The sequence below is a fragment of the Sulfurimonas sp. hsl 1-7 genome (assembly GCF_030577135.1).
GTDB classification, from domain to species: domain Bacteria; phylum Campylobacterota; class Campylobacteria; order Campylobacterales; family Sulfurimonadaceae; genus Sulfurimonas; species Sulfurimonas microaerophilus.
In genome coordinates this window covers 538,331-553,786 of record NZ_JAUIRR010000001.1, presented here as the reverse complement: position 1 = coordinate 553,786, position 15,456 = coordinate 538,331, and the positions used below count along the sequence as shown (strand labels likewise).

Annotated in this window: 15 protein-coding genes, 1 tRNA gene and 1 other RNA gene; 14 read left to right on the top strand and 3 right to left on the bottom strand. The window is 36.8% G+C overall.

What is annotated here, in order from left to right; genetic code table 11:
- The first annotated feature begins 4 nt into the window (after positions 1-4).
- The 7 genes from fumC (at position 5) to QWY88_RS02690 (ending at position 6,563) form a co-directional block, all read left to right on the top strand.
- A complete protein-coding gene (gene fumC, locus QWY88_RS02720) occupies positions 5-1,396 on the top strand; it encodes a class II fumarate hydratase (protein WP_304543800.1) in 1,392 nt (463 codons plus the stop codon).
- Positions 1,397-1,423: 27 nt separating this feature from the next.
- On the top strand, positions 1,424-2,596 hold the full coding sequence (gene sucC / locus QWY88_RS02715; RefSeq protein WP_304543798.1) for an ADP-forming succinate--CoA ligase subunit beta: 1,173 nt from the start codon (positions 1,424-1,426) through the stop codon (positions 2,594-2,596).
- Between the two features lie 5 nt (positions 2,597-2,601).
- Positions 2,602-3,474: a succinate--CoA ligase subunit alpha gene (gene sucD / locus QWY88_RS02710; protein WP_304543797.1), complete on the top strand. Its 873-nt coding sequence runs from the start codon at positions 2,602-2,604 to the stop codon at positions 3,472-3,474.
- Positions 3,475-3,629: 155 nt separating this feature from the next.
- A complete protein-coding gene (locus QWY88_RS02705) occupies positions 3,630-3,980 on the top strand; it encodes a 4Fe-4S dicluster domain-containing protein (RefSeq protein WP_304543795.1) in 351 nt (116 codons plus the stop codon).
- Positions 3,980-5,131: a 2-oxoglutarate synthase subunit alpha gene (locus QWY88_RS02700; protein WP_304543794.1), complete on the top strand. Its 1,152-nt coding sequence runs from the start codon at positions 3,980-3,982 to the stop codon at positions 5,129-5,131. The genes QWY88_RS02705 and QWY88_RS02700 overlap by 1 nt, the downstream gene beginning before the upstream one ends.
- A 1-nt stretch (position 5,132) precedes the next feature.
- Positions 5,133-5,990 carry a 2-oxoglutarate ferredoxin oxidoreductase subunit beta gene (locus QWY88_RS02695; RefSeq protein WP_304543792.1) on the top strand — a complete coding sequence of 286 codons (858 nt, stop codon included), beginning with the start codon at positions 5,133-5,135 and terminating at the stop codon, positions 5,988-5,990.
- 15 nt (positions 5,991-6,005) lie between these two features.
- On the top strand, positions 6,006-6,563 hold the full coding sequence (locus QWY88_RS02690) for a 2-oxoacid:acceptor oxidoreductase family protein (RefSeq protein WP_304543787.1): 558 nt from the start codon (positions 6,006-6,008) through the stop codon (positions 6,561-6,563).
- Between the two features lie 81 nt (positions 6,564-6,644).
- Here QWY88_RS02690 and QWY88_RS02685 read toward each other — a convergent pair whose 3' ends face one another.
- Positions 6,645-7,265, bottom strand: coding sequence for a TetR/AcrR family transcriptional regulator (locus tag QWY88_RS02685; RefSeq protein ID WP_304543784.1), 621 nt, complete (start codon positions 7,263-7,265; stop codon positions 6,645-6,647).
- A gap of 177 nt (positions 7,266-7,442) precedes the next feature.
- On the opposite strand from QWY88_RS02685, the gene rnpB reads away from it, so the two are divergent.
- The 3 genes from rnpB to QWY88_RS02670 all read left to right on the top strand — a co-directional run bounded on the left by rnpB (position 7,443) and on the right by QWY88_RS02670 (position 8,748).
- Positions 7,443-7,767: RNase P RNA component class A (gene rnpB / locus QWY88_RS02680), an RNA gene on the top strand.
- Between the two features lie 16 nt (positions 7,768-7,783).
- Positions 7,784-8,410, top strand: coding sequence for a hypothetical protein (locus QWY88_RS02675; protein ID WP_304543782.1), 627 nt, complete (start codon positions 7,784-7,786; stop codon positions 8,408-8,410).
- 125 nt (positions 8,411-8,535) lie between these two features.
- Positions 8,536-8,748 (top strand): SHOCT domain-containing protein, encoded by a 213-nt coding sequence (locus tag QWY88_RS02670; RefSeq protein ID WP_304543780.1) that lies wholly within the window; start codon positions 8,536-8,538, stop codon positions 8,746-8,748.
- 6 nt (positions 8,749-8,754) lie between these two features.
- Here the strand turns inward: QWY88_RS02670 and QWY88_RS02665 are convergent, their stop codons facing one another.
- On the bottom strand, positions 8,755-10,902 hold the full coding sequence (locus tag QWY88_RS02665) for a copper-transporting P-type ATPase (protein WP_304543778.1): 2,148 nt from the start codon (positions 10,900-10,902) through the stop codon (positions 8,755-8,757).
- Positions 10,903-11,026: 124 nt separating this feature from the next.
- On the opposite strand from QWY88_RS02665, the gene QWY88_RS02660 reads away from it, so the two are divergent.
- The 3 genes from QWY88_RS02660 (at position 11,027) to QWY88_RS02650 (ending at position 12,011) form a co-directional block, all read left to right on the top strand.
- On the top strand, positions 11,027-11,233 hold the full coding sequence (locus QWY88_RS02660) for a hypothetical protein (RefSeq protein WP_304543776.1): 207 nt from the start codon (positions 11,027-11,029) through the stop codon (positions 11,231-11,233).
- Positions 11,234-11,309: 76 nt separating this feature from the next.
- On the top strand, positions 11,310-11,855 hold the full coding sequence (locus QWY88_RS02655; protein WP_304543774.1) for a response regulator: 546 nt from the start codon (positions 11,310-11,312) through the stop codon (positions 11,853-11,855).
- Positions 11,856-11,936: 81 nt separating this feature from the next.
- Positions 11,937-12,011 (top strand) — tRNA-Glu (locus tag QWY88_RS02650).
- A gap of 185 nt (positions 12,012-12,196) precedes the next feature.
- Here QWY88_RS02650 and QWY88_RS02645 read toward each other — a convergent pair.
- Positions 12,197-14,455, bottom strand: a complete 2,259-nt coding sequence (locus QWY88_RS02645) for a glutamine--tRNA ligase/YqeY domain fusion protein (RefSeq protein WP_304543773.1) — start codon at positions 14,453-14,455, stop codon at positions 12,197-12,199.
- 100 nt (positions 14,456-14,555) lie between these two features.
- Here QWY88_RS02645 and QWY88_RS02640 point away from each other — a divergent pair, with 100 nt between their 5' ends.
- The gene (locus QWY88_RS02640; RefSeq protein WP_304543771.1) at positions 14,556-15,428 is read left to right on the top strand and encodes a ribokinase; all 873 of its coding nucleotides are present in this window, start codon (positions 14,556-14,558) and stop codon (positions 15,426-15,428) included.
- Positions 15,429-15,456: the final 28 nt, after the last annotated feature.

The window sequence follows — 15,456 nt, the reverse complement described above, 5'->3', positions numbered from 1 at the left end:
ACTAATGAGTACACGTATAGAAAAAGATACAATGGGTGAAATGCAAGTTCCGGTAGACGCTTACTGGGCTGCACAAACACAAAGATCTATTCAAAACTTTAAAATCGGCGAAGAAACAATGCCGTATGAGATTACAAGAGCATTCTCATATCTTAAAAAAGCAGTAGCTTTAGTAAACAAAGATCTTGGAAAACTTGATGCTGCAAAAGCTGATGCTATCGCACAAGCTGCTGATGATATGCTTGCTGGAAAACTTGATGGAAACTATCCTCTTGTTGTATGGCAAACAGGTTCAGGTACGCAATCAAACATGAACAATAATGAAGTTCTTGCAAACCGTGCTACTGAAATTTTAGGCGGTGACTTTAGAAAAGAGAAATTAGTACATCCAAATGATGATGTAAATAAATCTCAAAGTTCAAACGATACGTACCCGACAGCTTTACACGTAGCTTCTGTTATTGCAGTTGAAGAGAGACTTTTACCGGCTATCGCTAAATTAAAAGCAACATTACAAGCAAAATCTGAAGCGTTTAGCTCGATCGTAAAAATAGGTCGTACACACCTTCAAGATGCTACTCCACTTACACTTGGTCAAGAGATCAGCGGATGGGTAGAGATGCTTGCTAAGTCTGAAAAGATGGCTAAAGATTCATTAGAAGCAGTTCGTGAGCTAGCACTTGGCGGTACAGCTGTTGGTACAGGTCTTAATGCTCACCCTGAATTAGGTGAAAGAGTAGCTAAAAAACTTTCAGAGTTAACTGGTCATGATTTTATTACAGCTCCAAATAAATTTCATGCTTTAACTTCTCATGATGCACTTGTATTCGCTCACGGTGCATTAAAAGCTTTAGCTGCTGATATGATGAAAATTGCTAATGATGTTAGATGGTTAGCTTCAGGTCCTAGATGTGGTCTTGGTGAGATCTCTATTCCTGAAAATGAGCCTGGTTCGTCAATTATGCCTGGTAAAGTAAACCCGACTCAATCTGAAGCGGTAACTATGGTTACTTGTCAGGTAATGGGTAACGATGCAACTATCGGTTTTGCTGCATCTCAAGGGAACTTTGAGTTAAACGTATTTAAACCGGTAATCGCTTACAACTTCTTACAATCAGTAAGACTTTTAAGTGATTCTATCGTTTCATTTAATGACAATGCTGCAGTTGGAATTATGCCAAATGAAGCAAAAATTGATCATTTCTTACATGACTCACTTATGTTAGTTACTGCACTTAACCCATATATCGGTTATGAAAATGCAGCAAAAATTGCAAAAACTGCACACAAGAACAACTCAACTCTAAAAGCTACGGCTATTGAGCTTGGTCTTTTAACTGCAGAGCAGTTTGATGAATATGTAAAACCAGAAGAGATGATTGCGCCAAAAGCGTAGACGTCCACTTTAAAACAAGGAGAATAAATGAATATACATGAATATCAAGCAAAACAAATTTTTGCTAAATATGGTGTACCAACACCAAGAGGTATAGTGGCAAACACGCCTGAACAAGCTTTTTTAAATGCACAAGAACTTGGTGGAAATATTTGGGTTGTTAAGGCTCAAATTCACGCTGGTGGACGTGGTCTTGGCGGTGGTGTAAAACTTGCTAAGTCTTTAGAAGAAGTAAAAACTTTAGCTTCTGAAATTTTAGGTATGCAATTAGTAACTCACCAAACTGGACCAGAGGGTAAACTGGTTCAAAAAGTTTACATCGAAGAGGGTGCTGACATTAAAGATGAGTTATATCTTGGTGTAGTACTTGACCGTGCTAAAGAGATGCCTGTAATCATGGCTTCTACTGAAGGTGGTATGGAGATTGAAAAAGTAGCTGAAGAGACTCCGGAAAAAATTGTAAAAGTTGCAGTTGATCCAGCTATCGGTTTTCAAGGTTTCCATGGTAGAGAATTATTATTCGGTTTAGGTATCACTGACAGCGTTGAGCAAAAGAACTTTTTAAAATTTGCAAAAGCTTTATACAACGTGTATATGGACAATGATGCTGAGATGATCGAGATCAATCCACTTATTAAAACTGGTGCAGGTGAATTCTTAGCACTTGACGGTAAAATGGGATTTGATGACTCTGCTCTTGGACGTCACCCGGATATCGAAGATATGCGTGATATCTCTGAAGAGGATCCTGATGAGAGAGAAGCTAGCCGTTACGGTCTTTCTTATGTATCTCTTGATGGTGAAATCGGTTGTATGGTAAACGGTGCAGGTCTTGCTATGGGTACTATGGATACAATTAACTATATGGGTGGTACACCTGCAAACTTCCTTGACGTTGGTGGTTCGGCTAACGCTGAGACTGTTGCAAAAGGTTTTGAGATTATTCTTAAAAATCCAAATGTAAAAGCTATCTTTGTAAATATTTTCGGTGGTATCGTTAGATGTGACCGTATTGCAAACGGTATCTTAGAAGCTACTAAACTTACTGATGTACATGTACCGGTTATTGTTCGTCTTGACGGTACAAATGCAGCGGAAGCAGCAGAGATATTAAGAAATGCAAACATCGATAATGTTATTGCAGCTGATGATTTAGCAGATGGTGCTGCAAAAGCAGTAGCAGCAGCGAAAGGAGAATAATTTAAATGAGTATTTTAGTAAATAAAGATACAAAAGTAATTGTACAAGGTTTTACAGGAAAAGAGGGTTCTTTTCACGCTGAGCAATGTATGGCATACGGTACAAAAATCGTTGGTGGTGTTACACCAAACAAAGGTGGCCAAGAACATTTAGGTCAACCTGTATTTAATACAGTTAAAGAAGCAGTTGCATCAACTGGTGCTACTGTGTCTATGATTTTCGTTCCGCCTGCATTTGTTGCAGATGCTGTAATGGAAGCTGCTGATGCTGGTATTGAACTTGCAGTAGTTATTACTGAAGGTGCTCCGGTTCGTGACATGCAAGCTGCAAAAGCATATGCTACTAAACACAACATGAAAACTATCGGGCCAAACTGTCCTGGTATTATCACAGCTGAAGAGTGTAAGATAGGTATCATGCCTGGTATGATCTTCAAAAAAGGTAATGTAGGGCTTATCTCTAAGTCTGGTACATTAACTTACGAAGGTGCAAACCAAGTATGTAACGAAGGTTTTGGTATTACAACTGCAGTTGGTATTGGTGGAGACCCGATTATCGGTCTTTCTTACAAACAGCTTTTACCAATGTTTGAAGCAGATCCGGAAACTGAAGCGATCGTTATGATTGGTGAAATCGGTGGAGATCTTGAAATCCAAGCTGCTGCTTTCATTAAAGAAAACATCACAAAACCTGTTGTTGCATTCATCGCTGGTCAAACTGCTCCTAAAGGGAAACGTATGGGTCACGCTGGTGCAATCGTATCTGGTTCAGCTGGAACTGCAAAAGAGAAAATGGATGCTTTAGAGGCTGCTGGTGTTAAAGTTGTTGTTTCACCTGCTGAAATCGGTAAAGCTGTAGCGGAAGTATTAAGTAAGTAACATTTTCTTGTGTGAGCTCTATAATGTGTAACTATTTTATACATTAGAGAGCGATATGAGCACATTTAATAGAAACGTTAATAAAACTTAGATACTTTTAGATTACTAAGAGTAACATACGAATTAGATTTGTATTTTTATAATGAGGAGAATAAATGGCAACTGCTAGTATGACTGAAAATGTTAATAATGCACCAGTATGGGTAAATACTGCTAACTGTAAAGCATGTGATATTTGTGTATCTGTATGTCCATCAGGTGTATTAGGTATGAAATACGATTCAACTTCAACTTTAGGTGCGATGATCTCTATTGATCACCCTGAAGCTTGTATTGGATGTAATGAGTGTGAACTTACGTGTCCGGACTTTGCTATTTATGTAGCAAATAAAGCTGATTTAAAAGAAGCAGGCAAAAGTTTTGCTAAGTTAACTGATGAAGCTAAAGAACGTCAGGCAGCTATCGTGGCAAACAACTATATGTCTCTAGAACAAGGAGTTAAATAATGGCATTAAGAGAAGTAATTTCAACTGGTAATGACTTAGCTGCAATCGCAGCAGTTGATGCTGGATGTAGATTTTTCGGAGGGTATCCAATTACTCCTTCATCAGAAGTAATGCATACAATTTCTGATTTATTACCGGCTGTTGGTGGTACTGCAATTCAGATGGAAGATGAGATCGCTGGTGTTGCTGCGGCTGCTGGTGCTGGTATGGCTGGTGTTCGTACTATGACAGCTACTTCAGGTCCTGGTATTTCATTAAAAGCTGAAAACCTTGGTCTTGCGCAAATGGCTGAAGTTCCTTTAGTTGTTGTAAACGTTATGCGTGGTGGTCCATCAACTGGTCTTCCAACTCGTGTATCTCAAGGTGATGTTCGTCAAGCGAAAAACCCATCTCATGGTGACTACCGTTCAATCACTTTATGTGCTGGTAACTTAGCTGAATGTTATACTGAAACTGTTCGTGCATTCAACTTAGCTGACCGTTTCATGCAACCTGTATTTGTATTACTAGATGAAACAATCGGTCACATGCATGGTAAAGCTATGCTTCCAACTGTTGAAGATGTTCAAGCTGGAATCGTTCCTCGTAAAACTTTCGACGGTGCTCCGGAAGATTATAGACCATATGAGTGTGAAGCTGATCAACCAGCGGTTCTTAACCCAATGTTCCAAGGTTACAGATACCACTTTACAGGTCTTCACCATGATGCAATGGGATTCCCAACTGAAGAGATCGAAACTTGTCGTAAACTGATTCAAAGACTTGAAGACAAAGTTATGATGCATACAGATGAGATCGAACACAACGAAGAGTTTATGTTAGATGACTTAACTGGAGAAGAGGGTGAAGTACTTATCATCGCTTACGGTTCTGTTTCTCTTGCAGCAAAAGAAGCTATTCGTCACTTAAGAGCAGATGGAATCAAGGCTGGTTTATTCAGACCAATTACTTTATGGCCAAGTCCAGCTGATACTATGAAAAAGTATACAGACAAAATCAAAAATGTTCTTTGTGTTGAGTTAAATATCAGACAATATACTGAAGAAGTAGAGCGTGTATCTGGTAGACTTGACATTGAAGGTCTATACAAAGTTAATGGTAGAGCTATCTCTCCATATGAAATTGTAAACAAAGTAAAAGAGGTATTCTAAGATGGCATTTAATTATGATAAATATTTAAGACTTGAAAAAATGCCAACACTATGGTGTTGGGGTTGTGGTGACGGTGTTATCTTAAAGGCTTTTATCCGTGCAGTAGATAAGCTTGGTATTAGTCAAGATGACATTTGTGTAGTTTCTGGTATTGGTTGTTCTGGACGTTTCTCATCTTATGTAGATTTCAACACAGTACATACAACTCACGGTAGAACAGTTGCTTTTGCTACTGGTATTAAACTTGTTCACCCAGACAAATATGTTGTTTGTGTTGCTGGTGACGGTGATGCACTTGCTATCGGTGGTAACCATACTATTCACGGTGCTAGAAGAAACATTGATATTACATTAATTATTATCAATAACTTCATCTATGGTTTAACAAACTCACAAACATCTCCAACTACTCCTCAGGGTATGTGGACTGTTTCTCAAAAAGCTGGTAATATCGATCCAACTTTCAATGCTTGTGATCTTGGTATCGCTGCTGGTGCTTCTTTTGTTGCACGTGAGACTATGTTAGATCCTAAGAAACTTGAAAAAGTTTTCGTAAAAGCTTTAGAGCATAGAGGTTTCTCTTTCTTAGATATTATGTCTAACTGTCATATTAACCTTGGTCGTAAAAACAAAATGCAATCTGCTATGGAAAACCTAGAGTGGATTGATAGCATCACTATGCCTAAGAAAAAATATGATGCATTACCGGAAGAAGAAAAACTAAACATTTTCCCAACTGGTATCTTAAAAGAAGACAAAGAAGTTAGAGAATACTGTGATATGTATGCAGATATTATCGCTGTACATCAAGGTAAACGTAAAGTAATCACTCAAGACGACTTTGCTAAGAAAATATAATAAGGAGAACACACAATGGCTAGACAAATAATGAGATTTACAGGTGTTGGTGGACAGGGTGTTCTTCTTGCTGGAGAGATTTTTGCTGCTGCAAAAATTAAAGCTGGTGGACACGGACTAAAAACTGCTACGTATACTTCACAGGTACGTGGTGGTCCAACAGTTGTTGATATTACTTTAGATGATGATGAGATCTTCTACCCATATGCAAATGATGGTGAAATTGATTTTATGCTTTCTGTTGCACAAGCAAGTTATAACCTATTTAAAGATGGTGTAACTCCAGGTGGAACAATTGTTATCGATCCAAACCTTGTTCACCCAACTGAAGAAGATAGAAAAAAATGGAGAATCATTGAGATTCCTATTATTACTATTGCAAAAGAAGAGGTTGGTAATGTTATTACTCAATCTGTTGTTGCTCTTGCAATTGCTAATACTATCATTAAACCTTTAGATAGAAATCACTTAATTGATGTTATGCTTTCTAAAGTACCTGCTAAAGTTCATGAAGCAAATAAAAAAGCTTATGACCTAGGTGAAAAATACGCTCAAGAAGCAATAGCTAAATAATTCAATTTATTTAACTCAGCAGCTCTAGGAATAGGGCTGCTTTTTTTTATCCAAGTAACTAATATTATATAATATCTAATATTAGTTACTTTTAATACTTTCCCAGAAAAAGTCTACATGTCTTTCAAACTGAGTCGATAAAGAATCGACAGATTTAGAATCAAATCGAAGCAGGGTGATCTGAAATCTAATATAAAACAGTGTGGATAAGAACTCATAAGATATCATCATCGGATCGTTCGACTTGATTAGATTGTTTTGCATCATGATAAAGAATGCCTCTGAGAGCGTTTTAATGTTATTGTGGTGGAATTGAGTCATAAACTGCTCTCTAAGCTGCTCATTTTGCATTAGCTCTATGATGAGTAGTTTAAACATACTTTCGCTCTTTTTATCAAACGTAAGCATCTTATACTGCATGGCAAATTTTTGTAAGAATGGTTTTCCTCTTGTTGCAAGCTCTTTAATCTCATCATCACGAAATGAAAAAGGGGAGTTAAATATACTCTTTGCAACCTCTAAAAAGATAGCCTCTTTATTTTTAAAGTGATTATACAAAGCACTCTCTCTAATACCTACTTCTGCAGCAATTTTTCTAACACTTGTAGCCTTATAACCATGGTTAGAGAAGAGGGTATTTGCTACTTTGAGTATTTTTTCTTTTGTACCGCTTCTTTTTACTATATCCCTATTTTCAGGCATTTATAGCTCCTTTTTATTATGTGAACATTTGTTAATATTGTTAAAATTATATATGAACAATTGTTAATTTATGCTTAGTTTAAAAAGAACAACTGTTCATATAGATAAAATATAAAAAGAACAGTTGTTCATATTAAAAATAAGCGCATTTAAATTTAAATTTGAGTATCATTTTGCAAGCATAAGAAGATAGTGACTTGGGGTTAAACTCAAGAGGAAAGTCCGAGCTGCTGTAAGACAATGTTCCATTTAACGAATGGCCGTAGTAATACGAGGGAAAGTGCAACAGAAATATTACTTCCACTTAGTGGTAAAGGTGAAAAGGCGGTGTAAGAGACCACCAGTCTTTATGGCAACATAGAGAGCTTGTAAACCCAACATGGCAGCAAGAAGCAGATGGTTAGCGTCTTACAATTGCTATTGCTTCGCTAGAGACACGATGTAAATTGTGTAGTAGATTAATGCTATCGATACAAAACTCGGCTTATTCTTATGCTTTTAAAAGGATAATGCATACTATGTACGTTAAAACAGTTTTATTATCTATCTTCATATTCTTTACATCTTGCAGTTCATTTCATATAAACTCTCATAACAATCAAATACAACTATTGGACGATAAGAGCGTTGTTTTAGACTATTCAGCACAGTTACTTTACAAGGCTGAATTAAAATTAACTAATATTAGAATAGGGCAAAAGGTTTATAAACTAGATACTAAAGCTATTTTAACTACCGAAGAGTTATATGCAGCTACAGGTTATCAATTTGACGGTAGTGTTGCAAATATTGTCGGAACAGGTTTTAGTAACCATATATACACTAAAGAGTTTTCTAAAGGAGATATGAGCTTCTTTACTCTTAAAAGTAAAAACGGGAAACTCAGCAATTTGTACTTAATAGTAGAAAATCAAAACAAAAAGAGAATTAAATTGTTCTATGGAACAGATAAAGAGTTTTATTATAAAGTTTTAGATCTTATAAGTAACGGCACTTTAAATAGTAAACTATATAATAAACAGAGTTTAGCAGATGTGTATTCTAATCCAAAACTATATATAGATACGACATGGAGTGAGAAAAACATAATATTAGATCAATTGCTCAAAAATAGCAGTGGATATATCCCCAGACTGAGTAAATAATATTTTCAAGAGAATATACATTATGTTAACCAAAGTGTATAGTAATGTATCAACACTCCTTCCAACACAAATACAACACAAACAAATAGTATAATATCTCAAAACACAAACTCAAGGAGAAAGCTATGCATGGGTTTGATATGAACGAATGGGGGTTTATGATGGGATTTGGATGGATAGGACTAATACTTTTGGCGGTTGTATTGTTTTATTTTGTAAATAATATGCAAAATAAGAATCAAGAACCTTCAGCAAGAGATATTTTAGATAAACGATATGCTAACGGCGAAATAGATGATGAAGAGTATCAACGAATGAAAGAGAATCTAAAACACTGATTCTCTTTATATCTTTATGTTTTTTAAACGCAAAGCATTAACAATAACAGATACAGAACTAAAACTCATTGCCGTTGCTGCAATAATCGGTGAGAGTAAAACTCCAAAGAACGGATAAAGAACCCCTGCAGCAATCGGGACGCCTATACTATTGTAAACAAAAGCAAAGAAGAGATTTTGTTTAATGTTTTGCATCGTGGCACGGCTGAGTTTTAATACCTTTACTATGCCAAGCAGATCACCTTTGATTAATGTCACTCCGGCACTCTCTATAGCGACATCTGTCCCCGTACCCATAGCAATACCTATATCTGCTTGAGCAAGAGCAGGTGCATCGTTTATCCCATCACCCGCCATAGCGACAACCGCCCCCTCCTCTTGCAGCTTTTGGATCACTTTTGCTTTGCCATCAGGCATAATTTTCGCGTAAACTGTATCGATGTTTAGTTTTTTGGCTACTGCATTGGCCGTGGTCTCATTGTCTCCACTGAGCATGACAATCTTTATCCCCTCCTCTTTTAGCTGTTTAATAGCTGCTATAGATGTTTCTTTGATCGGATCTTCTATACCTATAATGGCACTAAATTGAAAATCTATAGCTAAAAACATGACACCTTTGCCCTCTTTTCGCAAGTTATCAGCTTGTTCTGTGAGCATTGTGGTTTCAATACCCAGAGAATTTAAGAACTCTTCACTCCCTAAAACAACCATTTTATTCTCAACTATACCTTGGATACCTTTACCGGCGATAGCTTGAAATTTATCTACACCAGAGAGGTTAATCGCTTTCTCTTTAGCATATTCGACAATCGCTTCTGCCAGCGGATGCTCACTCAAAAGCTCTATGCTGGCAGCAAACTTAAACAGATCGCTTTCATTAAATAGATCATTAGCCAGAATAAAACTGGTAACTTTAGGCTTTCCTTCTGTGAGTGTCCCTGTTTTATCTACAACTAATGTATCGATTTTCTCCATTGTTTCAAGGTTTTTTGCATCTTTGATCAGTATTCCGGAAAGGGCTGCCCTACCTGTTCCAACCATAATGGAGATAGGGGTTGCAAGACCCAGTGCACATGGACAGGCAATGATTAAAACCGAGACTGCCGATACAATAGCATAAGCTAAACGAGGTTCAGGACCGAAAAACCACCATCCAAAAAAAGCGAAAATTGCCACTGCTACAACCGTAGGTACAAAATAACCAGATACCGTGTCTGCTAATTTTTGAATAGGTGCACGTGAACGTTGGGCAAGAGCTACCATATGTATGATCTGTGCAAGCATAGTATCACTTCCTATACGTTCAGCTCTCATCACTAATGTGCTGTTTTTGTTTAGTGTAGCACCAATCAGGGGATCATTCATGCTTTTTGAAACCAGTATAGGTTCTCCGGTAATCATTGATTCGTCAACATTACTTTTCCCCTCTAGCACAACACCGTCTACAGGGATCTTTTCCCCGGGTTTAATTCTCAGCATATCATCTACTTGAATAAGATCAAGACTTATGGTCTCTTCATTACCTGCTTCATCGACTATACGATGAGCCTGTTTTGGTGCAAGGTTTAACAGGGTTTTAATAGCAGAGTTTGTTTTATTTCTAGCTCGTAGTTCTAAGACTTGTCCTAAAAGTACTAAGGTTGTAATAACCGCTGCCGCTTCAAAATAGACATGTACCAAGCCCTCTTTTGTTCTCATAAGAGGTGGAAAGAGTTCAGGAGAAAACAAAGCTACTATACTATAAAGATAGGCAGTAATGACACCGATTGCGATCAGGGTAAACATATTGAGGTTTAGTGTTTTTATAGATTCATACCCTCTTATTAAAAACGGCCATCCACCCCAAAGTATGACAGGAGAAGATAAAAGAAATAAAAACCATTGTATTTGATACATTGTAATGTTTTGCGGTAAGTACTTAGGAGCTAAATCATTGAGCATAGACACGGTAAAAACAGGTAAGGTGAAAAGTAAGCCGATCCAGAAGCGTTGTTCCATATAGTTTAATTCGCTGTTACTTTCATCTGTTGCTTCAACAATGATTGGCTCTAAAGCCATTCCGCATTTGGGACAACTGCCTGGATGGTCTTGTATGATCTCAGGATGCATAGGACAGGTATAGCTGTTGCCGTCTACATTTCTTTGCTCATTCATTACAAATCCTTACTTCGGTTTTTCTAAGATTCTTATTCCATTATAATAAGGAAATGTGCAGAGTTTGTGTATCTAATAGTTTTTTATGTAAAATACGAACAAATTATTAAAAGGGATTAATTTTATGACCAAAAGAAAGCAAGAGCTTATAAAAGATATACAAAATCTACTCAATACTTATGAAGGTGTATCACAAACATCGATCAATCCTGCTCTTTTAGAATTTATGGATGAAGAAACGCTTATCATGATTATAGATTCTCTCCTTGATCAGAAAGAGGATTCAAAAGAAGTTGACACAAAATGGTTAGAACAATTTAAAACAAAATAAAAAGTTGTTTCATTTTGTTAATAACATTTACCAATTTTTTGCTACAATAATAGAAATATTTTGTGAGGAATTGATTATGAACAATATGGATTTAATTAAATTAACGGAACAAACAAAAAAGTTAACTGCTTTAGTAGTTGAAGATGAGAAAGTTACAAACGAACTGTTAAGTTCAACATTTAAAAACTTTTTTTCAGGTGTTGAATCTTGCTTTGACGGTGAGAGTGCTTTAAAACTATATGAAAAACAACAACCGGATGTTGTATTTGTTGATATCATCATGCCTGGAATGGATGGTATAGAACTTTCTCGTAAAATCAGAGAGATGAATAAAGATCAAATCATCATCGTAATCTCTGCAAGTAACGATATGGAAAAAATCTCTGAGTCAATCGAAGTTGGTGTAAACAGCTTTATCCAAAAACCAATTGATACTAAGAAAATTATTGAGTTACTTGGAAATGTAGTAGCTATGATCGCTAAAAAGAAAAAAATTGAGACAAAAACTTTCTCAATTTCACTTCCTTTAGATCTATATGAAACTGTAAACGATAACGCTAAAGCTGAAAGTATCTCTAAAAATGCAGTGATTATTAGAGCTTTACGTAGTTTTTACGATTAATATTAAAAATAGTAGATATTTAAGAGTTTTTTAAGTATATTATCTATATAATTTCGGCTCAACAAAACAGTTGAGCCTTTTGGCCCCATCGTCTAGCGGTTAGGATCCATGGTTTTCATCCATGTTACCGGAGTTCGAGTCTCCGTGGGGTCACCAACATTCTCCTTTTAAAACAAATCAAATTTCAATTTATTTAAATAAAAAGTTTTGATAAAATTCCAAAATATTTAGGAAATTTTACATACTTAGATTTGCATCAAGTCAAATTGGCAATATGCATTTTGGTAACCTTAGGGTTACCTCTTTTTATAGACTAGATTTATACTAGTCTATATGTTAAGTTATTTTAACTTTTTTGCTACAAGCTCATTTACAACTTGTGGATTTGCTTTACCGCCTGTTGCTTTTAAAACCTGCCCTACAAAGAAGCCCAGTAGCTTATTGTTACCCGCTTTAAACTTCTCTACGTTATCTGGATTTTTCTCTATAATATCATCAATAATAGGCTCGATTACAGCAGGGTCACTGATCTGTACAAGTCCTTTAGATTCAACTATCTGAGCTGGATTTTCTCCGTTTTTAACCATCTCTTCAAAAACCTGTTTAGCAATCTTATTTGAGATAGTTTCATCATCAACCATTTTTGAGAGTTCAGCTATTTGTACAGGATTGAATTTTAATTCATCTTTTGATTTATCTTTTAATTCTCTGGCTACTTCATTCGTTACAATGTTAGCTAATCCAACCGGATTTGGATTTACTGTAGATAAACTTATTGCTTCAAGATAGAAGTTTGAAAGTTGTTTATCACGAGCTAAAATATCAGCAACCGTGCTATTGAGTTGAAGCTGAGATGTATACTTGTCAAAAAGTGCCTTCTCTGCTTCAGTCATAGGTTCAACTTCACCGTCAATTTGCACTTTTTTCTCTTGTGGTTTACGTTCAGCTCTTGGTGCTTTTTCTTTTTTTGCATAAGAGTCTTTAAGACCTACGATCTTATTAAATACCGGATTCTCATCTGTATAGTCAATTGGATCAGCGTAAAAATACCCTTGTCTCTCAAACTGAAATCTCTCATCAGGTTTCTCTGTGATTACAGCAGGCTCGATCAGAGCATTTTTAATAACTTTTAATGAATCAGGATTAAGATCTTCTAAACCTTCAGGTGCTTCATTTTTATATAGTCTGTCATATAGTCTTACTTCTACAGTTTTAGCACTATTAGCATCTACCCATTGGATAGCGCTTTTTACTTTAATACCGCTAGTGTCAGAACCGCTTTTAGACTCAGGATTGTACTCAGCAATGATCTCCGTGATGTTGCCCTCAGCATCTTTTATAACCTCTTTACAAGTAATGATGTAAGCATGCTTTAGACGTACCGGCTGATCCGGTGTTAGACGGAAGTAGCCTTTTGGAGGATTTTCTGAGAAGTCTTCACGCTCAATGTAGATAGTTTTAGAGAAAGGAATCTTTCTTGAACCCTCTTTTGGTACATCTTCCGGATAGTATGAAGCTTCAAGCTCTTCACTGCCTTCATAGTTATCGATTGTTACTTTGAGCGGATCAAGTACCGTCATTACACGAGGTACTTTAGTGTTAAGATCATCTCTAATGGCAAATTCAAGTTGTGCAACATCAACCGTAGAGTTCGCTTTTGCAATACCTATTGAATCACAGAAGTTTAAAATAGACTCAGGTGTATACCCTCTTCTTCTGTATCCTGCGATCGTAGGTAGACGTGGATCGTCCCAACCGTTTACGTAGTTCCCTTCAACTAACTCTAAAAGCTTTCTCTTACTCATAACCGTGTAGTTGATGCCAAGACGAGCAAACTCATGTTGGTATGGACGTGGCGGTTCAAGACCTAGAGTGTCAAGTACCCAGTCGTAAATATCACGGTTGTTTTCAAACTCCAGTGTACAGATCGAGTGAGTTACACCTTCGATGTAGTCAGACAGACAGTGACCAAAGTCATACATAGGGTAAATAGCCCACTTGTCCCCTGCTCTGTAGTGGTGAGCATGACGAATACGGTATAAAAGAGGATCTCGCATCTTCATATTTGCCGCAGACATATCGATCTTAGCACGTAGAACGTGTTCACCGTCTTTAAACTCACCGTTTTTCATTCTCTCTAAAAGATAGAGGTTCTCTTCAACAGAACGCTCGGCATATTTACTTCTTTTTCCCGGTTCTGTTACAGTACCGCGGTACTCACGTATAGTCTCTTCATCAAGTGAATCAACATAGGCTTTACCCATTTTAACAAGCTCTATTGCGTACTCGTACAGTTTATCAAAATAATCAGATGTATAACGTACATGGTTATCCCACTTAAATCCAAGCCACTCTACGGCATCTTGAAGTGCTTCAACGTATTTTGTATCTTCTGTAGTAGGATTTGTATCGTCCATTCTAAGGTTACAGCGGCCATTATAGTCACGTGCAATACCGAAGTTTATAGCGATAGATTTAGCATGTCCAATGTGAGGGAAGCCGTTTGGCTCTGGTGGAAATCTTGTAATAATCTCTTCATATTTGCCTGATTCTAAATCTTTTTCAACTATAGTACGTAAAAAATCTTTGTGTTCACTCATTCTTGTTAAACCTTTTGAAAATGATGCTTTTTTATAAGAGAAGTATTCTAGCAAAATGGAGCTTATAATATGCTAGGTATAAATTTGTTATAGTATTGTTATGAAGATAATCAATTTCGGATCTATTAACATAGACCATGTATATAGTGTAGATCATTTTGTTCGTCCCGGTGAAACGCTCAGCAGTAAGGATTACGCTGTTTTTAGCGGCGGTAAAGGGGCAAATCAGTCCATAGCCTTGGCACGTGCTAATGCAGATGTAGTGCATGTCGGCAAAATAGGATTAGACGGTATTTGGCTGCAAGAGAAGATGGAAAAAGAAGGTATAGATACACATCTTGTCAAAATAGTTAAAGCACCTACTGGACATGCCGTTATACAGGTAAACTCTGAAGGTGAAAATGCCATAATCATCCACGGCGGGGCTAATGAGACATTTAAATCTGCTGACATCAAAAAAGCACTCAAAACTGCAGAAGCAGGAGACATTGTACTTTTACAAAATGAGATAAACGCCGTCGATAAAATCCTAAAGCACACCAAAGATAAAGATCTTAAAGTTGTATTTAACCCTGCCCCGATGACAGACGCCGTGAAAGAGTATCCCCTTGAACTTGTAGATATATTCATCATAAACGAGACAGAAGGTGAAGCACTTAGCGGTGAGAGTAAGCCTGAGAAGATCATAAAAGCTATGGGTAAGCTTTATCCAAAAAGTGCCGTTGTTTTAACCCTTGGCAAAAAAGGTGTGCTCTACTCTGAAGGTAAAACAGTTATAAAAGTAGATGCTTTAAAAGTTAAAGCAGTAGATACTACGGGAGCCGGTGATACTTTTATAGGTTACTTTTTAGCTGAGCTTTCCCGCGGAATAAAAATAGAAAAATGTCTAAAAGCAGCTGTGAAAGCTGCAAGTATTTGTGTAACAAGAAAAGGAGCTGCGGATTCTATTCCTAGATTAGAGGTGTATATTTAATGTTTAAAGTGAGTCCATAAATTGCTCA